This is a genomic window from Zavarzinella formosa DSM 19928, from assembly GCF_000255705.1.
In the GTDB taxonomy this organism is placed as follows: Bacteria; Planctomycetota; Planctomycetia; order Gemmatales; family Gemmataceae; genus Zavarzinella; species Zavarzinella formosa.
Genome location: NZ_JH636440.1, coordinates 861,493 through 881,334 on the forward strand (window position 1 = coordinate 861,493; position 19,842 = coordinate 881,334).

Annotated in this window: 14 protein-coding genes; 8 read left to right on the top strand and 6 right to left on the bottom strand. The window is 59.2% G+C overall.

Features of this window, described 5'->3' with window-relative positions:
- Positions 1-39: 39 nt before the first annotated feature.
- Entirely contained in the window at positions 40-1,011 is a 972-nt protein-coding gene (locus BGIM_RS0114765; RefSeq protein ID WP_020470534.1) for an AAA family ATPase, read from the bottom strand.
- 207 nt (positions 1,012-1,218) lie between these two features.
- Between BGIM_RS0114765 and BGIM_RS0114770 the strand changes: the two genes are divergently transcribed.
- Positions 1,219-2,274, top strand: coding sequence for a DUF1559 domain-containing protein (locus BGIM_RS0114770; protein WP_020470535.1), 1,056 nt, complete (start codon positions 1,219-1,221; stop codon positions 2,272-2,274).
- Positions 2,264-2,638: a hypothetical protein gene (locus BGIM_RS0114775; protein ID WP_020470536.1), complete on the top strand. Its 375-nt coding sequence runs from the start codon at positions 2,264-2,266 to the stop codon at positions 2,636-2,638. Before BGIM_RS0114770 ends, BGIM_RS0114775 begins: the two co-directional genes overlap by 11 nt.
- A gap of 21 nt (positions 2,639-2,659) precedes the next feature.
- Here the strand turns inward: BGIM_RS0114775 and BGIM_RS0114780 are convergent, their stop codons facing one another.
- Both BGIM_RS0114780 and BGIM_RS50400 read right to left on the bottom strand, forming a co-directional pair.
- Entirely contained in the window at positions 2,660-3,187 is a 528-nt protein-coding gene (locus BGIM_RS0114780; RefSeq protein WP_020470537.1) for a hypothetical protein, read from the bottom strand.
- A gap of 248 nt (positions 3,188-3,435) precedes the next feature.
- Positions 3,436-4,503, bottom strand: coding sequence for an alpha/beta hydrolase (locus tag BGIM_RS50400; protein WP_020470538.1), 1,068 nt, complete (start codon positions 4,501-4,503; stop codon positions 3,436-3,438).
- 296 nt (positions 4,504-4,799) lie between these two features.
- Between BGIM_RS50400 and BGIM_RS62895 the strand changes: the two genes are divergently transcribed.
- From BGIM_RS62895 to BGIM_RS0114810, 5 genes are all read left to right on the top strand, one after another.
- Complete coding sequence (locus BGIM_RS62895; RefSeq protein ID WP_020470539.1) at positions 4,800-4,940, top strand: hypothetical protein; 141 nt, start codon at positions 4,800-4,802, stop codon at positions 4,938-4,940.
- Positions 4,941-5,066: 126 nt separating this feature from the next.
- Positions 5,067-6,476, top strand: a complete 1,410-nt coding sequence (locus tag BGIM_RS0114795) for an alpha/beta hydrolase family protein (RefSeq protein WP_020470540.1) — start codon at positions 5,067-5,069, stop codon at positions 6,474-6,476.
- A gap of 52 nt (positions 6,477-6,528) precedes the next feature.
- The gene (locus BGIM_RS0114800; RefSeq protein WP_020470541.1) at positions 6,529-7,191 is read left to right on the top strand and encodes a cyclase family protein; all 663 of its coding nucleotides are present in this window, start codon (positions 6,529-6,531) and stop codon (positions 7,189-7,191) included.
- 196 nt (positions 7,192-7,387) lie between these two features.
- Positions 7,388-10,030: a PSD1 and planctomycete cytochrome C domain-containing protein gene (locus tag BGIM_RS0114805; protein ID WP_020470542.1), complete on the top strand. Its 2,643-nt coding sequence runs from the start codon at positions 7,388-7,390 to the stop codon at positions 10,028-10,030.
- A 170-nt stretch (positions 10,031-10,200) separates the two neighbouring features.
- On the top strand, positions 10,201-12,540 hold the full coding sequence (locus tag BGIM_RS0114810; protein ID WP_020470543.1) for a penicillin acylase family protein: 2,340 nt from the start codon (positions 10,201-10,203) through the stop codon (positions 12,538-12,540).
- Between the two features lie 56 nt (positions 12,541-12,596).
- Here the strand turns inward: BGIM_RS0114810 and BGIM_RS0114815 are convergent, their stop codons facing one another.
- Entirely contained in the window at positions 12,597-14,000 is a 1,404-nt protein-coding gene (locus BGIM_RS0114815) for a WD40 repeat domain-containing protein (protein WP_238537633.1), read from the bottom strand.
- A 1,139-nt stretch (positions 14,001-15,139) separates the two neighbouring features.
- On the opposite strand from BGIM_RS0114815, the gene BGIM_RS0114820 reads away from it, so the two are divergent.
- The gene (locus BGIM_RS0114820) at positions 15,140-16,351 is read left to right on the top strand and encodes an outer membrane protein assembly factor BamB family protein (RefSeq protein ID WP_040889166.1); all 1,212 of its coding nucleotides are present in this window, start codon (positions 15,140-15,142) and stop codon (positions 16,349-16,351) included.
- Between the two features lie 67 nt (positions 16,352-16,418).
- On the opposite strand, the gene BGIM_RS0114825 is transcribed toward BGIM_RS0114820, so the two are convergent.
- The gene (locus BGIM_RS0114825) at positions 16,419-17,333 is read right to left on the bottom strand and encodes a hypothetical protein (protein WP_020470546.1); all 915 of its coding nucleotides are present in this window, start codon (positions 17,331-17,333) and stop codon (positions 16,419-16,421) included.
- The gene (locus BGIM_RS66505) at positions 17,330-19,765 is read right to left on the bottom strand and encodes an IMCp domain-containing protein (protein ID WP_020470547.1); all 2,436 of its coding nucleotides are present in this window, start codon (positions 19,763-19,765) and stop codon (positions 17,330-17,332) included. Before BGIM_RS66505 ends, BGIM_RS0114825 begins: the two co-directional genes overlap by 4 nt.
- Between the last annotated feature and the right edge of the window lie 77 nt (positions 19,766-19,842).

Consider the following 19,842-nt stretch of genomic DNA (forward strand, 5'->3'; position numbering starts at 1 on the left):
GGCCCGCTGCCCTGATTTGTTCTCTTTCTTCGCTTCTTCTCAAAAATAATCTTTTTTCAGGGCTTCCGCTTCCTTCAAAACAGGCACGGAGGTGTCGCCGAGGATCTCGGTGACGACCGAGGAAGGGGTTCGTTTTCTCAGGCGGCTTTCGGGCTTGAGGATCACGCGGTGGGCCAGCACCGGTTGGGCCATCCGTTTCACATCGTCCGGCAGGACGAAATCACGGCCGCCGATGGCCGCCATCGCCTGGGCGGTGCGGTACAGGGCGATTGACGCCCGCGGGCTGCCGCCGAGCAGCACATCTTCATGCGAACGGGTCGCGTGAACCACTTGCAGGATGTAGTTTCGCACTTTGTCATCAACATGAATCTCGCGGATGGCCGATTGGGCCGCGAGGATGTCTTCGGCCTTCACCACGGCTTGCAGGTCGTCGATGGGATGGCCGGTCCGCATTCGGGTGAGCATCTTCGCCTCTTCTTCCAAGGTCGGATAGCCAAGACTGAGCCGCACCAGAAAACGGTCCAACTGGGCCTCGGGAAGCGGGAAGGTGCCCTCCTGATCGACGGGGTTTTGCGTGGCAATCACCATGAACGGGGCTTTGAGGGTGTAGGTCTTTCCGTCAACGCTCACCCGGCGTTCGGCCATCGCCTCCAGCAAGGCCGATTGGGTGCGGGGGGTGGCCCGGTTGATTTCGTCCGTGAGGATGGTCTGGGCAAAGAGAGGGCCGGGCCGGAACTCGAACTCGGTGGTCTTCTGGTTGAAGATGGAAACGCCGGTGATGTCCGTCGGCAGCAAGTCCGGCGTGCATTGCAACCGCTTGAAGGTGCAGCCGACCGTGACGGCCAGCGCCCGCGCAAACATCGTCTTGGCCACACCGGGCACGTCTTCGAGGAGGATGTGCCCCTCGCAGAGATACGCCGCCAAGGCGAGCGTCAACTGCGGCCGCTTGCCGATGATGACCTTCTCGATGTTCGAGATGATTTTGCCGGCCAGGGCCGCCACGTCGGACATGGGATACTCGCAAACCGTCGGGGATGTTGGCTGAAATCAGCTTACTAACTTGGTGATCCGATGTGCGTAACGACTACAGTTCGGTTCCGGGCAATTTCCCGTTTCCGCATTTTCGGCTCACCATCTCTCGAATTATGAGTCTTGACAAACAAATCAATTAGCTTAACCTAATAAAACTATTGCCGATAACTAACCACATGGTTCACTATGCCGAAGCGTAACGGATTTACCCTCATTGAACTCTTGGTGGTGATCGCGATCATCGCCATTCTCATCGGCCTGCTTCTCCCCGCCGTGCAAAAAATCCGGGAGTCGGCCAACCGGATGAAGTGCTCCAACAATCTCAAGCAACTCGGGCTGGCCCTTCACAATTACGAGGGAATCAACGGCCAATTCCCCCCCGCGTACCAGACCACGGACACGAGGGCCGTCGGATCAGCGTTTGGCGTCTCTTACCCGGACGACAACGGTAACGGCCTCCCCGGTTGGGGGTGGGGCACGCTGTTGTTGCCGCATCTGGAACAGGACAATCTCTTTCGCCGTTTCGACATGAACGCCGGGTGCTGGGCGCCGCAAAATGCCGATGCCGTGAAGACCAAGGTGGCCGCGTTCCTCTGCCCCTCCGCGACCGGCGGCAGCGACGGTTTTGAAGTCCAGAAAGAAGGGGCCGACGTTCGACACGGTGTGCCGATTACCCTCTCGAATGGAAACCGGGTGGTGTTTGCCCACAGCCACTATGTCACCAACGCCGGGGTGCATCAGCCGTGGGGGCGGCAACCGGCTTACTCGTTCGATTTCGACATCCCGGAACCGATTCCCGAGAACGGCAACAAACTCGCCCGGATCGACGGCCCTTTTTACCGCAACTCCAAGACCTCCGTGGCTGCCGTGACGGACGGGCTTTCCAACACCGTCTTTCTTGGCGAACACAGTTCAATCCTGAGCAACAAAACATGGGTGGGTGTGGTTCCCGGAGCGGTCACCCCGCCGAGGCTCGATCTGCGGCCGTGGCCCTCCGAAAACAACGCGGCCGGTTGCCTCGTCGGCGTCCACAGCGGGCCGGACACCCACGACCACCCGGAGGTCATCATCCATGCCCCGAACGACCCGTTCGGCCACACCGATGAAATGTGGGGCGAACACGGCAACGGCTGCAACATCCTCATGGGGGACGGTTCCGTCCGGTTTGCCTCGACGTTCACCAAACCGCTGACATGGGTGGCCCTCTCCACCCGCGACGGAGGGGAAACCAATGGCAACTGACACCCAAGCCAATCCCCGCGACCGGATCGCTTGGCTGGCGCTGGCCGGGTTGGCCGGGCTTGTCATCATTGTGTTGCTGGTGTCGTGGTGGCGCCGACCGCCGCAAATGGGCGTGGACGACAAGGTGTTCCAGACAGTGGACGCCCTGTACACGGCCGTGCGAAGCGAGAACCCGTCACGGGTCACCCAATGCGAGGAACGGCTGAAGGGCTATTTTGAAAAGGGGCTGCTGCCGAAACCAGCGTTTGTATTCCTGATGGATGTGATCGCCAGAACCAAACGGGGAGAATGGGAGCCAGCCACGAAACGGTTGTATGACTTTATGCTGGCTCAACGTCGGGAAGGGAAAAAGCCGGAGGCTTGAAACGTTAGGCGGTCGTTTACATTATCTGCGTTTCCCAAACGTATCATCAAGAGGTTTGGCGACCTCTCGAACGGCGAATTCAGGATCGTATCTGCCAGACACCGGCTCATACCGCCCGTCTTTCTGCCGACGAAGGAACAATAGATATTCCGGTGGCGGCAGATAAAGGGTATCTTTGTTTTCTTGCACCGTCAGGCCCTTGAGACGGATTGCCACGAACATTGGGCCGTCTTCTATGACGACGATTTCATTCTTTTCTGGCTTGGCGAACTGGAAATGCAACATTTTGATATGCTTTCCGTCTGCCTTTCCTTTGAGGATGTGCCGGACCTCAAACTTTGTTTGAACTCCTTCGACTTTCAATTGAAGGTGTTCTTCCTGTGGTTCGCCAAACCGATCATTCGTTTTCTTTTCGCTTACCGGGACTGCAATGACAACCAGATCGGCTTCCTTGAATAGCCTTTCGTAAGGCCAGCCTGGAATCAATCGACCGGAGGCCGTGCTGGCGAAAATACCGATCAATAGCATCGGCACACATCGGATCATCATTTGTATTCTCATTGAACACCCTCCTGGATCGCCGAGAAATCAACGGTAAAATCGCGACGCCATCCACGTGTGATGAGCATAGTTATCGTGCAAATCTCGGCCATGACACCAAAACACGCGAAGCCTGACTGCGTTTGGTTGGTCGAGAATTTTAATTGTGAAGAGTTGCAAACCGCCAAGATTCGGATGAGGCTCACACTTCTGAGCCCCGTCCGAATCTTGTCACAATAGATTCATCAAGGAAACACTCAATCCGGGGCGTACTTCCCCAACCGTGGCAGAACCCAATCGGCGAACGGTTGCATCATCTTGTAGCCGGTTTCCCGGTTGTGGCGGCCGCCTTTGACTTCGTAGGTGGTCACGTCGATGCCGCGCTGTTTGGCCAGATAGGCGAAGCTTTGCACGCCGGCGTCGAAGTTGAATTCATCGTCGGAGCCGTATCCGGCGAACATTTGGAATTCGCCCGGTTTGATGTCGTGGGTGAAGAGCATTTCGGCCGGGTTCTCGGCCGACACTTTCTTGATGGTGTCCGGTCCTTCGCCAAACACCGGGGCAATCACCTGCTGTTGCTTGACCTTGATTAACCCGCCCGCGAAATTGGCGATCGTGTCTCGGGGGCGGTATTCGGTGGCGAAGCCCATGCAGTTGGGATCGAAGTTCCGGTCGGTCCGGCCGTGACAGTCGGCGTAGCGGATGTTCAGGGCGGGCATGATGCCGATCAACACGCCGAATTGCTCCCGGTGCTTGAAGCCGAGGTTATACGCCCCGAAGCCCCCCATCGAACCGCCGGCCAGCACATGGGCCTCGCGTTCAACCCGGATGCTGTATCGCGTCACAACGAAGTTCCAGATGTCATTCACCATGTAATCTTCATACCTGCCCAGCGGGGAGTTCAGGTAGAAGGTTCCCACATCGAAGTACGAGGCCCGCCCCTTGGAACTGCCATCGGCGGAGACCAGCACGCATTTGGGGAACCTGCCCTTCCAAATCATGCAATCAAACGTCTCGATCAGATCCAGAAAAGTCTTTTCGTCCTGCGCGAAGCCATGCAGCCAATAGACGATGGGGTAGCGTTTTTCCGGATCATAGCCAGGGGGAACATAGACGTACAAATCCCGCTTCTCGCCCAGAGCCTTCGAGCAAATCCGGTTGTCGCGCCCGTGATTGTGGGTGTATTCGTCCACCCGGCCGTGCAGCGAACGGTTCAGGCGGTCCAGATCGACAAAGGGACCGTCAAACAGCGTCGGCCGGGCCAAGGCGGAACCGCCCAAGCAGGCCGACACGATCAGGGCGAAAGCGATTCGATAGGCGGTCACAGAACATCCCTCGTTCGAGAACCATCAACGGTTCCATGTCGACAATCGTCATCAATAGCATCTGGTTGAAGCGAAAAACAAACGTCCGATGACGGTCAACATGCGTTCATCTCCAAGAACTTACGTTGGATTTTCGGCCGCGCCAACGGCCGGATCCCCATATCTTCCGGGAAACCTGACAGCCGGGATTACCCACGCAGATCAGTCTTCCTCATCCGAATAATTTGCACATCTGGCATAAATAATCCATGATTCAATGCCCGTTTCACCCGTCGGGTATTGTTTGGAGCGAGGCAATGGATGATATTGTGGCCCTGCCGGGCCGGGCTTTTCGGTATGTTGACGCCCAATACGGCACGATCGGATTGATGGTGGTTGGGTTGATGATCGTTGTCGCCGTCATTGGGATATTCATCTGGCTCGACCGGCGAAAGTAGGATTCGAGAAATCATTCGATGAACTCCCCGGCGGGCAGTCTGATTGCCCGCCATGTCTGATACTCCGTCGCGGAATAAGATGATTGTTCACCCAATCATCCCCAAGTCGTTCCGCGAGTCGCACTCATGCCATGTCGCCGTCTGTTCTTGTGCCTGCTGTTGCTGGCTGCTCCGGGGTTTGCCGAGGAACCCAAGAAGGAAGCCCCCAAGAAGGAATCGACTAATCCAATCATCGGGAACTGGCTGGGAACCGTGAAATTCGGCCCCATCGAGCTTCGGCTCGGGTTCCGCATCACCAGCGACAAAGACGGCAAGTTGACGGCCAAGATGGATAGTTTCGACCAAGGGGCGATGAATCTGCCGGTCGAAACGGTCACGTTCGAGAAGAACGTCCTCACATTGAAACTGCCTCCCTTCAAGATCGGTTACACCGGCGAATTGCAACCGGACAACGAGACCATCAAAGGGGATTTCGAGCAGGGGCTGAAGATACCGATGGAACTCAAGCGGGTGGAGAAAATGCCCTCCCTTCTCCGGCCGCAGAACCCGAAGAAGCCCTACCCGTATGACGAAACCGAAGTAGCCTTCGACAGCAAGGCCGCCGGGGTGAAACTCGGGGGTACCCTGACCACCCCAAAGGGAGACGGCCCTTTCCCCGCCGTGGTGATGATCACCGGGTCCGGCCCGCAGGACCGGGATGAAACCCTGATGGGGCACAAGCCGTTTTTGGTGATCGCCGACCACCTCACCCGCAAGGGCATCGCCGTGCTGCGGTTCGACGACCGGGGCGTCGGCAAATCCACCGGCGACCACTCCAAGGCCACCAGCATGGACTTCGCCGAGGATGCCGCCGGGGCGGTCGCCTTCCTCAAAACCCGCAAAGAAATTGGCAAGATCGGCCTGATGGGTCACAGCGAAGGGGGCCTGATTGCCCCAATTGTGGCGGCCAAAAATCCCGAGATCGGCTTCATCATTATGATGGCCGGGCCGGGTCTGCCGGGGGATGAAATACTCATTGCGCAAAGCGCCGCCATTTTGAAGGGAGCCAAAATGGAGAAGGCCGGCCCCCAAACAAAGGAATTGCAAACCAAAATGTTTGCGATGATCAAAAAGGACGCCGAGGAGAAAGAAGTGCTGGCGGTGGTCGATGAATACGTTAAATCCCTCCCGGAGAAGGAACAAAAGGAATTCAAAAACATCGGTGGTGTCGCCCGGATGAACCAGGTGACGACCCCGTGGTTCCGGGCGTTCATCAAATACGATCCCCGGCCGACGCTGCAACAGGTGAAGTGCCCGGTGCTGGCCTTCAACGGCGAACTGGATATTCAGGTGATCCCCAAGGAAAACCTCACCGAGATCGAAAAAGCCCTGAAAGCCGGCAACAATCCGGACGTGACGATCAAGGAACTCCCGAAACTGAACCACCTGTTCCAGACCGCCAAAACCGGCATGGTCAACGAATACGGCCAGATCGAGGAAACCATCGCCCCGGTGGTGCTGGACATGGTGACGGAGTGGATTTTGAAACGGAAGTGACGGTCAATCTTCCGGTCTTCGTCTCTCGCAAACACTCAACCGCCAAATGACCATGAAACTCATCGACCTCTCCCAACCCGTTTATCATGACGCCCCGAATTGTCCGGTGCATCCGCCGGTGTCGTCGGTTCTGCTCCGCGATCACCCGGAGGCCGGCTGGCGGGTGGAACTCCTCACGCTCTCGAACCACACTGGTTCGCATGTGGACGCCCCGTTGCACAAGATCGCCAGCGGCGCCAGTCTGGACGACATTCCGCTGAGCCGCTTCACCGGCATGGCGAGAATCGCCGATCTGCGGGGCATCGCCGCCAACACCGGCATCACCCCGGACATGCTGGAGGAGAAACTGCCGGAATTGGAGCGGGACGAAATCGTGCTCCTCTGCACCGGCTGGGGAGAGAAGCGGGCCAAAACCCAAGAATGGCTTTACGAATCTCCGTACCTCACACCTGACGGGGCCAAGTGGCTGGCGGAAGCCGAGGTTCGCGGCGTGGGCATCGACCACTATTCCATCGGCGGCATCACCGACCCGGTGAACCCGGCCACCCACACCGCCCTGCTCGCGGCCGGCATCTGGATCGTCGAAGAACTCCGCTTCCCCCCGGAAGCCTTTGCCGCCCCCAACCCCTGCCAGCTCATGTGCCTGCCGATCAATCTAAAGGGGCACACGGGAGCCTTCTGCCGCCCGGTGTTGGTGTTGCCTTCTGGAAGATGACGGGGAGACAGGGAGACAAGGAGATAGGGGAACGAGATTCCATTCAAAGGATTTTGTCCCCTTTTCCCCTTGTCCCCTTGTCCCCTTGTCCTCTTACAAGTCCGTGTTACCATAAACATGTCTCTCCCGCCGTAACCGCCCGCCACACGTTGCCACCCGCCGAACCTTAACCTCCCGCACGGAGGCGATTCTTCCCATGAATCCCCGCTTGGCCCTCTGTTGTCTCGGTCTGTTTCCGTTCGCCGGACTGGCCGCCGATCCGAATGTCGAGTTCTTCGAGAACAAGATTCGGCCCGTGCTGGTCGAGCAATGCCTCTCCTGCCACGGAGAGAAAAAGCAAGCCGGCGGTTTGCGGCTCGACACCAAGCAAGCCGTGCTGAAGGGGGGCGACACCGGCCCGGCTCTGATCGCAGGGAAACCGACTGAGAGCCTGATGATCAAGGCCATCAAGCAAGATGGCGAATTGAAGATGCCGCCCAAGGGGAAGCTCCCCGCGAGCGTGGTGGCCGACCTCACAAAATGGGTGGAAACCGGGGCCGTTGATCCGCGGGACGGGACCGCCCAAGCGGCGAGCAGCATCGACTGGGCCAAGGGCCGGAAGTTTTGGTCGTTTCAGCCGGTGGTGAAACCGGCCGTTCCCGCCGTCGCCGGAGCGACGCCGATTGATCGATTCATCAATGCGAAACTGGCCGCGCAAGGGTTGAAGCCCGTGGCGATTGCCGACAAGCGGATGCTGATCCGCCGGATCACCTTCGACCTCACCGGCCTGCCGCCGACCCCGGAGGAAGTGGCCGCTTATCTGGCCGATTCTTCCCCGGATGCGGATGCGAAACTGATTGACCGGCTGTTGAACTCTCCGGCCTATGGCGAAACCCAAGCCCGGCACTGGCTGGACGTGGCCCGCTATGCCGAGGACCAAGCCCACACCTTCGGCGTCGCCCCCAGCACGGATGCCTGGCGCTATCGTGATTGGGTGATTGACGCTTTCAACGAAGACATGCGGTTTGACCGCTTCGCCAAATTGCAGATCGCCGCCGACTTCCTGACCGGGGACACGCCGGACGAAATTAAGCACCGGGCCGCCCTCGGCTTCTTCGGCCTCGGCGCTGTGTATTACAAGAACTCGGATGCCGCCAAGGCCGCCGCCGATGAACTCGACGACCGTGTGGACACGCTGACCCGCGGCTTTCTCGGCCTCACCGTCAGTTGCGCCCGCTGCCACGACCACAAGTTCGATCCGATCCCGACGCAGGATTACTATTCCCTCGCCGGCATCTTCACCAGCACCAAGCTGGACAAGGTTCCGCTTGCCCCGAAGGCCGAGATGGAGAAGATCGCCGCCTCCCAGAAGAAGATCCAGGAAGCGGACAAACTGGTGAAGGCTCTGCTTCAAACGGCGAAGGACAAACTGGCCGTGAAGAAGGCCGAGGAACTCTCGGCCTATCTGCTGGCCGCGTGGAAGCTCGAAGCCCGTCGCATGGAGAAAAACGACGCCCCGGCCAACGAGATCGCCAAGGCCGAGAAACTCGACGGCCCGACGCTCGACCGGATGAGCAAGATGTTGAAGAACAAAGGCGCCAACATGCCCGGCCTCGCCGACTGGGCCAAGAACCTCCCCAAAAAGGGAGACAAAAATGTGCCCGACACCGTGCAAGCGCTAGCGGCCGCCTGGCGGGACACGGTGAAAACCGTGATGGCCGATGCCAAACACAAGAACCGCAACGAAGTGATGAATGCCCTCTTCGGCGACAAGGGGGTCTTCATCCTCGCCGAAGGGGACGCGGTGAGCATCATGCCGCCAGAGGAAAAGACCAAATACGACGGGCTGAAAACCGAACACGCCAAACTGGTGAAGGAAGCCCCGCCGACGCCGTCGATGGTTCACGGCATCAGCGAAACCAACCCGGTTGACCTCAAAGTTTACATTCGCGGCAACCCGGCCAAGCAAGGCGAACTGGCCCCGCGCCGCTTCCTGAAGATCATCGCCGGGGACGACCCGGTGAAGTTCAAGCAAGGCAGCGGCCGCAAGGAACTGGCTGATGCGGTCGCCGACCCGAAGAATCCGCTGACGGCCCGCGTGTTCGTCAATCGCGTCTGGCAGCAACACTTCGGCCGGGGCATCGTCGGCACGCCGAGCAATTTTGGCTCGATGGGTGAACGGCCGACGCACCCGGAACTGCTCGATTATCTGGCCGCAAGTTTCATCGAAAACGGCTGGAGCGTGAAGAAACTGCACCGCGAAATCTTGCTCTCCGAAACCTATCGCCGGGCCAGCGTGCCGGACGAGGCGAACATGCAAAAGGACGCGGACAACCGTTTCCTCTGGCGGTCCAACCGTCGTCGCCTCACGGTGGAATCATGGCGGGACGCCCTCCTCGCCGCCTCCGGCAAACTCGATCCGAAACTTGGCGGCCCGACCACCAACCTCGACACGCCCGAGAACGCCCGCCGCACGGTGTACGCCCGCATCAGCCGCCATGAACTCAACGGCCTGCTTCGGTTGTTCGACTTCCCGGATGCCAACATCACCAGCGAACGCCGCGTGGAAACAACGGTGCCGCAACAACAACTGTTCGTGATGAACAGCCCGTTCATGGTGAACCAGGCCCGCGCTCTCTCCGGCCGACTGGAGAAGGAAGCCCCGACCGAAGACGCCCGCATTCGCCGGGCCTATGAGATCCTCTTCGGCCGCCCCGCCCTGCCGGAAGAAGTGGATATTGGCCTAAAATACCTGACGATGACCGAATCCAAGGAAGAAGCGGGCAAGAACAAGCTCAGCCGCAAGGATCGTTACTATCAGGCGTTGCTGGCGAGCAACGAGTTCTTGTACGTGGATTGAACCCGGAAAGAGTTTCACGCAAAGTACGCAAAGAAGCAAAGTTCGCCAAGGGCCGTTGAACAACGGGATTGATCGCCTCGGGTGATTGATGCTCCTGTTCAACGATCCTTGGCGAACTTTGCTTCTTTGCGTACTTTGCGTGAAACTCTTTCTTCTGTTCGAGTTCCACCATGAACCTTCTCCGTCTCGCCCTCCGGGGATTGCTGGGCAAACGGTTGCCGGCCACTTCCGGGGAACTCACCGTACCCGGCCTTGATGCCCCAGTCACCATCCGGCGGGACAAGCACGGCATCCCCGTCATCACGGCCCGCACCGATCACGACGCTTGGTTCGCCCTCGGCTTTTGCCACGCCCAAGACCGGCCGGCCCAGCTTGAAATTCTGCTGCGCATCGGCCGAGGAGCACTGTGCGAAATCGTCGGCCCGATGGCGTTGCCGGTGGACCGGCTTTGCCGCAAAGTCGGCTTTCGCCGGGCGGCCGAGCAGCAAGTGGATGTCGTGTCAGCCGAGGGGAAACTGCTTCTGAAAGCTTACACCGCCGGGATCAACGCCGGGTACGCCCACGGGCTGGCAAAGCGGCCGCATGAGTTTGTCGCCCTCGGGACAGCGCCGACCCCGTGGGAACCGGCCGATGTGCTGGCGTATCTGAAACTGCAACCTTGGTTCATGTCCTCGAATTGGGATTCGGAATTGGCCCGTTTGCGGGTGTTGCTGGCCGACGGCCCGGAGGCGTTGCTGGCGCTTGATCCGGCTCTTGCGGAGGTGACGGGCGAAACCATCCCCAATCTGGGCACGCCATCCCCCGGCTCGGTCTCCATGCTGGACCGTCTGAAGGAAGACATGGCGGCGCTGAACGGGCTGATGCCCCCGGCGGGCGGGTCCAACAATTGGGTGGTGTCCCCGTCGCACTCGGAGACGGGCCGGCCGATTCTCTGCAACGACCCGCACCTCGGGGCGACCATTCCGGCCCCGTGGTATTTCGCCACCCTCCGCACCCCGACGCTGACGATCACCGGGGCCTCGTTCGTCGGTTCGCCGTCCTTCCCGTGCGGGCACAACGGCCATTCGGCTTGGGGCGTGACGGCCGGTCTCTCGGACAACGCGGATTTGTTCCTCGAACAGATTCGCCAGACCAACGGCGTCTGGGAATATCGCCAAGGCGATTCATGGCTTCCGTGCGAGGTGCGAAAAGAAACCATCCGCGTGAAGAAAGCCGTCGACGTGATCGAGGAAGTGGTCGCCACCCCGCGCGGGCCGGTCATCAGTTCCATCTTAAAGGACACGCCGGAAGCCCTGAGCCTGCGGGCCATCTGGCTTGACCCCGCCCCGGTCAACGGCTGGCTCGGGGCCACCAAGGTGAAATCGTTCGCCGAGTTCCGGGAAGCCTTCCGACACTGGCCCGGCTTCCCGATGAACCTCGTCTACGCGGACATCGGCGGCGCCACTGGCTGGCAGTTCACCGGCAATTTGCCCGTCCGTTCCAAGGGTCACGGCCTCCTTCCGAAACCCGGCTGGGAAGCCGGAACCGACTGGAAACCGGACCGCCTGCCATATGAAGACCTGCCGTGGGTGGAGAACCCATCGCAAGGATTCGTGGCGACGGCCAACAACCGCCCGCGAGCCGAAGCGAACGGGGCCTTCCTCGGCGCCGACTGGCTCGACCGCTATCGGCACGATGTCATCACCGAAGACTTGGCCGCGAAGCCGAAGATCAACCTCGCCGATTGCGGCCTGATTCAACTCAGCGTCCGCTCAATCCCGTGGCGGGAACTGCGGGAAACCATTCTCAAGGTGACAACAACTGAACCGGCCGTGAAAACCGCCCTCGACATCTTGGGGAAGTGGGACGGAAACCTCACCGCCGATTCCCCGGCCGCGACCATCCTCCAGCTTTTCATGGCTGAGGCCGCCGGCCGAATCGCCAAAGAGAAGGCCCCCAAGTCCTGGAAGTGGGCGCTGGGTGAAGGCCCGGCGGTCCTGAACCCGTACAACTTTTTCGGCTTCCGCCGTTGGGGCCACGCAATCAAGTTGATGAAGGAGCAACCCGCCGGATGGTTCGGCGGCGACTGGCCGAAGATGATCGCGGATACGTTGACGGCAACCATCATCAACCATCAAGCCGCCCTCGGACCGGACCTTTACGAATGGAAATGGGGCACGGTCCGGCCGCTGACGCTCAGCCACACCATGATGGGCCGGGGGCCGCTGCGAAAGGCGTTCGACGTTGGCCCGGTCCCCGTCGGCGGGGACGAACATACGCCCAACCACGCCTCCGCAATGCCCCTCGACCCGCTCGGCCCGGTGAAAAGCCTGCCCAACCTCCGGGCCATCATCGACGTCGGCAACTGGTCTGCCAGCCGCTGGCAGCTCGCCGGCGGCCAATCCGGCAACCCGTTTTCGCCCCACTACACGGATTTGTTTGAGAAATGGCAAATCGGCGAAGGCATCGCTATTCCGTTCACGGTTGAAGAGATTGAAACAGCGGGGGTGGAGACGCTGACGTTGAAATGAATTCACGGCTGATGGGCGGGGCATATGCGAAATTCGCACGCCCGTCAGCCGTGAATTCACTTTCGAGGAGGCTGCTCTTTCGAGCGTGGTTCTTCCAGACGGTTTAAGGATGCCTTCGATTCGTCCGCAAGAGGACTGTTGGCATCACGCCCGGCCCATGTCTTCAATAACTGACGCGATTCGACCGAGTTGATGAGTTCAAGAACCTGTGTTACCCGCGAGGCCAGTTCTTTTGACGCCGACTCAGGCTTGATATTTTCAGACAGCAATTTGATCGCGCTGGCTGGTTCGTCAATCAACCGCCAAATCGCGCGGTACGAACTGGATTCGGTCCCATTTAAGTCCTTCCATATTGCTTGGGAATCAAACTTGTCTCCCTTTGACACAGGCTTCAGGCTCCATATTCCGGCGATTCCCTGACCGGAGAGGAAAACATGTTGTCCGTCCGGCAGGACATGCACATCCTTGATTGAGTGTCGGCCCAGAAAGAATCGGTGCATCGACGTACCGGAAGAGGCGTCGTAAATTCGCAAGTCCTCCATGTCCGGGCTAATGATCCATTTGCCGTCCGGAGAAACATCATAACCAAAAGAGATGATTCGGTGCTGGGCCAGAACTTTATTCATCAGGCCATCGAGCACAGACATTTCATCGCCCAGTTCCTCGATAATTAATCGTTTGCCATCCCGACTGACACGGGAGGTCTGAAGCATCTGCAGATTGCCCTGAGAATTGGTCTTGATGCTGGATTTGTCAATCATCTTGCCATTTCTTGCATCCAAGCGAGCAACCGCCAAAGGGCTTTGATCTTCGGAGTCAGGTTCGCCTTCAATTCCCCAAATGCCGAGAGAAATCGTCTTGCCGCCCGGTGAAAACACCGGCGGGGAGCATAATGCGCCTTTCGGGAGATCGGTGGTCTTCCAAATTTCCTTGCCCTCCGTCGCATCAACCAGCGCCATTCCCCGAGCACCGTTGCGATTAACAAGGAAAGAGCACCCGTCTTTGGCGGGCAGGCAACTTAGCAACTGAAATCCCCTCATGTCAGAATAGTTCTTCAATTCAATTGTGGATGAGATGGCGCCGGATGTGGCGTCGAAGATCGTGATGCGTCCGCGCAGTTCGGCTAGATAAAGATTTTTCCCGCCCGGCATAAAGCCAAAGAAGGGATAACTAAGATGTGATTCACCACTGGCCCGGTCGGGAATCAAATTTCTTGCTTTGATTTTCCCCGAGGCAAGATCCCAGACATCGATCTTGCCAACAGAATCGAGAATCGCAACGGATTTGCCGTCGTCGGAGACGGAAGAAATCACCGGTCCGGTGTAATGGTTCAGCGGCTCAATTTCTTTGCCCGTCAAGGTATCCCAGCGGCAAATCACTCCATCAAGACAAGTAGAAACAAGTTGCCTGCCCTTCAAACGAAGGTTTAATGAACTAACGGGAAGTTTGTGGCCGCGCAACGGCTCAAGTTCCTTCCCCGATTCGATTGCCCAACGCCGGATTGTCCCTCCGTATGTTCCGGCGAACAACTGATTGCCGTCATCAGAAAAGCGAAGAATCGAAAAATACTCTTCGGGCAGTTTGAGTTTCTTCACCCCTGATTCAAGGTCTTTGCTTTCTTTCGCGGCGTTGATGTCCCAGAGACGAATGCCCCCCTTCTCGGTTGGGATGGCAAGCAATTTTCCATCGGGCGAGAAACCGGCGATAACCATCGCCATGTCATTCGGAGATGGCCCGACCGTTCTCGGCCCCGCTTTCAAAGTCCCCCGTACTTTAAATGATTCGGCATCATAAATAACGAACTCTTTCTTGCCTTCTTCATCAACAAGGGTGATGAACCACCTGCGATCAGGCGAGAACACCGGATTGGTAAATCTTGCCGTTTTGCCAATGCTCACCGGATCTTTTTCTCGGCCAAGGTGCGTGATTTCGCCATTTCCAAAAATGATGATTCCGGAGCCGTTCGCATTAAACCCGGCAAAGCCGGTCAAGTAAGTGTCCTCATAACGCCGAACTTCTTTGCCTGTCTTCGCATCCCAACAGGCGACCTCATCCTTTGAAATCGAAAGCAGGTGCTTGCCATCGGGCGAAAGACTCAGGGAATTGCGAATTCGGCCATCAGTGAACAAAAATTGCGATTCGCCAGTGTCCAAATTCCAAGAATATACCCCGGCACTCGAAAGAGTGTGGAAGGTTGTTCCGTCCGCTGACATGGCGGCATAATTGATTGCGGAAGAATGCCGGAATAAAGAACTTCCAAACGAAAGAACCGGAGCGGTCGGCTTCTCTCGAGGAGCAGCATGAATGTTTGCCGGCCAAATAAGAGCGATTGGCAGGAGAGCCAGCACAGAATACTGACAGCGGCGAGTCATCGTTGATTCCAAATTCTTGTTGCTGAATAGAGGATCAGGATAGAAAAACCATCATTTCTCGGGGGGGGTGATGCTCATCGCTTTCTCCTTCGGGGTCTCGTCATCATACCCGGCGGATGTTGGGGATGCCATTCGGGCTGACTTGGCGCGGCGCAAGACTTTATTTGGTTGACGGCCTATCATTTCTCGGATGTCTTGTGGCCGTCAACCAAGGGATGGGGTTTCGCATGAACGCGCGTCTGGCTCTGTTTGCCGTGATGTTTTCGGTCGGCGTCGCCGGGGCCGGGGACTGGCCGCAGTTTCGCGGGCCGAACGCCTCCGGCGTTTCCGATGAAAAAGGGCTTCCGACCACTTGGGGGCCGACCGAGAACGTGAAGTGGAAGATTGAAACGCCTGGCCGCAGCGTGGCTTCGCCGGTCGTGTTTGGCAAGAAGGTGTTTGTCACGTCGTCGTCTGGCGTTCGCAACGACCGGCTTCATGTGCAGTGCATTGACGCCGACACCGGCAAGCTGCTCTGGCACCGCCAGCTCGCGGCCACCGGCAACACGGGGCATCATCCCAAGTCGTCGATGGCCGCCCCCAGCCCGTGCGTGAACGCAGAGGGGGTTTATTGTCTGTTCGCCACCGCCGATCTCGTCGCTTACGACCTCGACGGGAACCTCAAGTGGTATCGGTCGCTGGCAGAGGATTACCCGAACATCGCCAATCAGGTGGGCATGGCCTCTTCGCCCGTGTTGTACAAGGACTTTCTGATTGTGCCGATGGACACCGCCGGGGATTCGTTCCTCGCGGCCGTGGACACGACCTATGGCAAGAACGTCTGGAAGATTGATCGGCCGAAGGATATCAACTGGGTGACGCCAACCTTGCGAGTCGTTGGCAAGGTGGCCGAACTGATCTTCGCCACGCCGAAGGAAACCATCGCCTATACCGTGACCGACGGCAAGAAATCATGGAGCGTCGCCGGTGAAAGCGGCGGCATCCCGACGGCCGTCACTTCGGGGGAAAAGGTGTTGCTTCCCTCCCGTGGCAACCTTGTCTGTCTGCAACCCGGCGAACAGGGGGCGATGAAGGAACTCTGGAAATCCCAGAAGCTTTCTCCCGGCAATGCCTCGCCATTGGTGTACGACGGCAAAGTCTACAGCGTCGGCCGCGCCGGCACGCTGCTGGCCGCCAACATGTCCGACGGCAAGGAACTTTGGAGCGAACGGGTGAGCAAGGGGAAGGGAACTTTCTGGGCCTCCCCCATCGCCGGGGACGGCAAGATTTATACCTTCGATGACGCGGGGATTTGCACCGTGTTAAAAGCCGGCGACACAGCCCGCGTGCTGGCCACCAACGATTTGAAGGAAGAAATCATGGGCACCCCGGCGCTGGCCAACGGCTGCATCTACATCCGCACCGTGTCGGGGGTTTATTGCATTTCCGAGAAGAAGTAAGCGGGTTGAAGTAACCAAGGTTTTCCGGCCGCCGTTTGCCCGACGGACCGGAAAACCTCGCGGGGTTTCACTTCCCGAACTTCCCCACCACATCCAGAAAGCGTTCCAGCTTTCGATACACGTCGTCCACCGCTTCGACAGCCTCGGCCGGTGGTTCCTTGTCTCCGGGGAGAAGCATCTTTTTCTCTCCGTCGATGGCGGTTTGGGCCGTCTTGCGATACGGGTCCAAGCCGACGGGGATGGCGGGCAATTCCCCCTTCACGTAGGCGTTTGAGAACTTCGCGACCGGGAACGCCGCCTTGGCGCGGGCGCCGTTGAAGTAGACTTTCAATTGGGCCAGCAACTCGGCATCGGCGGAGGCGAACGCCGGGATCAGCGGGTTTTTCCGCAGAGCCGGATGCTTGGAAAACGGCATGAACTCGTATCCCTCGCGGAGCATGTCCAGCATCGGCATGGCCACTTTTTCCTCGCCGGTCACCTCGACACTCCAGTCCGGCTTTTGGCGAAGCACCTCAAACTCGGCGGCCAGTTCCGCCAGTGATTTGCGGAGCCTCAGCACACTCGTCGCGGAGGGATTTTCCCCGGCGTAGACTTCCAGTATCGCCCGCTCTTCAGCGGTCACGAAGGCATAGGCCCTCGCTTTCCCGTTGGCAGCCGTCTTGACGAAATTCGCCACATGGCCGATGGCCAGCAAGGTGTTGGCATCGTCACAAGTGAACGTGAGCTTGCCGACGCGGGCGCTGTCGGGTTCGTCCAATTTGATCTTGGCGCCGGCGATCAGGTCGTTCAATTCGGCGCGGATTTCCTTTTCATCGACCTTGAGCGAGGCCGCCCAAAGATCGTATTCAGACCGCACGTCTGTGGAAACCGGAGTGGTTGGCACGGACGAGGGCTTGGCCAGAATCAACTGGCTGGCGAACCAACCGGTCACCCCGAGCATGGCAAGCGCGGCGGCGGTCATCAACACATATGCTTTGTTCACGGTCCCACCTTTGGCAGCGAAACAGGCGTGGCGGGAACAGCCCCGCCCCACGCCGGGAGGGTCGGGCGTTCAACAAGCCCCCGGACTTCCACCAGCACCGTCGTGCCGCTCTCCGGTTCGGAGGCGACCACCAGCGGTTTTGATTGTCCGCGTTCCCAGACGAACAAGTCGCTCTTGACGCGGATTGATTCGGCCAGTTCTTCCACCGGGGAGGTTTCCCGCGTGGTCTTGATGCGGTACGGCAGCGCGAGGCCGGGGGCGAGGTCGGCGACGGTGATGGCGAAACTCTCCGTCCACGTCTGGCCGGGCCGGGCGGGAACGGTGGTCTTGTGCTTGATGGAATCCGGGCCGGGCCGCTGGCCAAGGGTCATTTCTACTTCGTGATCCTTCGCGGGGGTGCGATCCCCCCAACGCACGCTGACGACGGCCTTGGCCGGGGAACCTTCCCGCACCCATCGGCGGTATTCCGCGAGTTGGTGAACTTCCCTGGCCATCTTGCCCGGCGGTTCGTTGAGGGACAGATACGCGGCGATATGCCGGTCGATCACTTCCGGCGGGGTCGTCGATGTGGCGACGGCATCCCGCAGACGGGCGTATCGGAATTCATCCTCGGCCTGCCGAACATCTTGGCGGTTCTTCGCCGTCAGTTGTTCCGGCGTGGCCGGGGCAAGCAGGGCCTTCGCCGGGGCCGAGTTGCCGAATTGGGTCAGACCGTCTTCCGCCTGGGTGAAGCGGCGTTCCCCGATCCGGGCGAGGGTCCATTCCCGCAGCTTCGGCTCGGCATTCTTGCGAAAGTCAGCCCGCAGTTCGGCAAGGCCCGGCGGTTCGGCGGGGTTCCAAGCCTTGAGTTGGTTCGACCAGCCTTGCAGCCAATCCCCGGCGGCGCCGACATCGGCCCGGCCCATGCGGGCGCGATATTCGGCGGCGAACGACGTCCATTGATCGGCCTTCGAGGTGTCGCCGGCGACAGCCACCGGCTTTTCAACCACCTTCTCGACGATCTTCTCCACCGGCTTTTCGACAATTTTCTCAACGATCTTTTCGACCGGCTTGTCCACGTAGACAATCTTTTCGACCGGCTTTTCGACGATCTTTTCGACCACCTTCTCGACGGGAACCTCAAGGATCTTTTCAACAATCTGCGGGGTGTCGTCACCGGCCGGGCGGGCGGTGTAAACTTCCCGCACATGCTGATCCCACGTCGTGTCCACTTGCGTGTGATACCAAAGGCGGGCGGCAACCATCAGGCAAATGATGACCCACGGAAAATACGACCGATGCCGACGCGGCGGGGCCATCGGCACGGGGACGTTTTCCGAAGGAGTAATGAGGCTGTTGACCGGAACTTCCGTGAGGGACCGGCCCTGATCGACAGAAGCGGTCACTTTCACCGGGTCGAGTTTCACCGACTCGACTTTCACCGAAGCCGGTTCCGTTTTGGCAGGTTCGACCTTCGCCGCCGGTTCGGTTTTCACCACCGGGGCCAGCGCGGCGGCCGGTTCGACGACGATCTTTTCGACCGGCTTGATGACCACCTTCGGCTCGGGTTTCGGCTCCGGCTTCTTGGCGACGGGCTTCGGCTCCGGTTTGGGTTCCGGCTTCGGCTCGGGCGCTTTTGGCTTGTTGATTTCCAACACGACAGACGGCGTGGGATTTGAAGCCGTCGCCTTCAAATCGATCTTCACCGGCTCGGGCGTCGGCTCATGCTTGATGGTGATCGTCACCGGTTCCGGCTTGGGTTCCGGTTCGTGTTTGATGGTGATGACAATCGGCTCGAGCTTCGGCTCCGGTTTCGGTTCGTGCTTGACCGTGACGACGATTGGTTCCGGCTTCGGCTCGGGTTTCGGCTCCGGCTTGGCAACAACGACGGGTTCTGGCTTCGGCTCGGGTTTTGGTTCCGGCTTTGGTTCTGGTTTGATGGCGACCGGTTCGGGTTCCGGCGCGGGCGTTTCCTCAGCCGGGGTTTTGACGATGGCGCCGATCCCGCGCGGGAGGGTGGCCCACATGCCCATGCGGGGAAGGGTGTCCCAACTGGCTTCGTGCCATTCGTCGAGTTCCGCGATTTCCGTCAGGGACTCGGAGCTTTTCGCCTCCCAATCCACGGCGGCCACCGCATCGGGAAGCACTTCCAGGCGTTCCCGCAATTGCAGAATGATTTCATCCCGTTCCTCGTCGCCGAGTTGATCGACATCAATCCCGGCCAGCACCAGCGTTTCGACGCCTTGCTCGTGGGTGTGTTCGTCCGTCCGGGTCTGGCGAACGGCGAGGAAGTCTTCCCCCTCGATCTCGTTGAACTCCGGTTCTTCGTCGCGGGTATGGTCCAGGTAATGTTGGGCGATGGCGGCGTTCATCTCGCGGCCCGGAGGCGCGAGGAACCGCGGCCCGTGGCCTCCCGAGAATGGTGTTTCGGCAATCAGCACCGGGCTTCGCATGGCGAATCCTTTCCCCACGGCGATCACGGGAATGTCTCAGCTTCTTACATCGGCTTTCGCAGACATCAGACTTGAGG

Bases quoted from the DNA above. Each gene is read 5' to 3' on its own strand.
- BGIM_RS0114820 (WP_040889166.1), top strand. From the start codon at position 15,140: ATGAACGCGCGTCTGGCTCTGTTTGCCGTGATGTTTTCGGTCGGCGTC.
- BGIM_RS0114800 (WP_020470541.1), top strand. From the start codon at position 6,529: ATGAAACTCATCGACCTCTCCCAACCCGTTTATCATGACGCCCCGAAT.
- BGIM_RS0114770 (WP_020470535.1), top strand. From the start codon at position 1,219: ATGCCGAAGCGTAACGGATTTACCCTCATTGAACTCTTGGTGGTGATC.
- BGIM_RS0114795 (WP_020470540.1), top strand. From the start codon at position 5,067: ATGCCATGTCGCCGTCTGTTCTTGTGCCTGCTGTTGCTGGCTGCTCCG.
- BGIM_RS62895 (WP_020470539.1), top strand. From the start codon at position 4,800: ATGGATGATATTGTGGCCCTGCCGGGCCGGGCTTTTCGGTATGTTGAC.
- BGIM_RS0114765 (WP_020470534.1), bottom strand. From the start codon at position 1,011: ATGTCCGACGTGGCGGCCCTGGCCGGCAAAATCATCTCGAACATCGAG.
- BGIM_RS66505 (WP_020470547.1), bottom strand. From the start codon at position 19,765: ATGCGAAGCCCGGTGCTGATTGCCGAAACACCATTCTCGGGAGGCCAC.
- BGIM_RS0114805 (WP_020470542.1), top strand. From the start codon at position 7,388: ATGAATCCCCGCTTGGCCCTCTGTTGTCTCGGTCTGTTTCCGTTCGCC.
- BGIM_RS0114780 (WP_020470537.1), bottom strand. From the start codon at position 3,187: ATGATGATCCGATGTGTGCCGATGCTATTGATCGGTATTTTCGCCAGC.
- BGIM_RS0114775 (WP_020470536.1), top strand. From the start codon at position 2,264: ATGGCAACTGACACCCAAGCCAATCCCCGCGACCGGATCGCTTGGCTG.
- BGIM_RS0114810 (WP_020470543.1), top strand. From the start codon at position 10,201: ATGAACCTTCTCCGTCTCGCCCTCCGGGGATTGCTGGGCAAACGGTTG.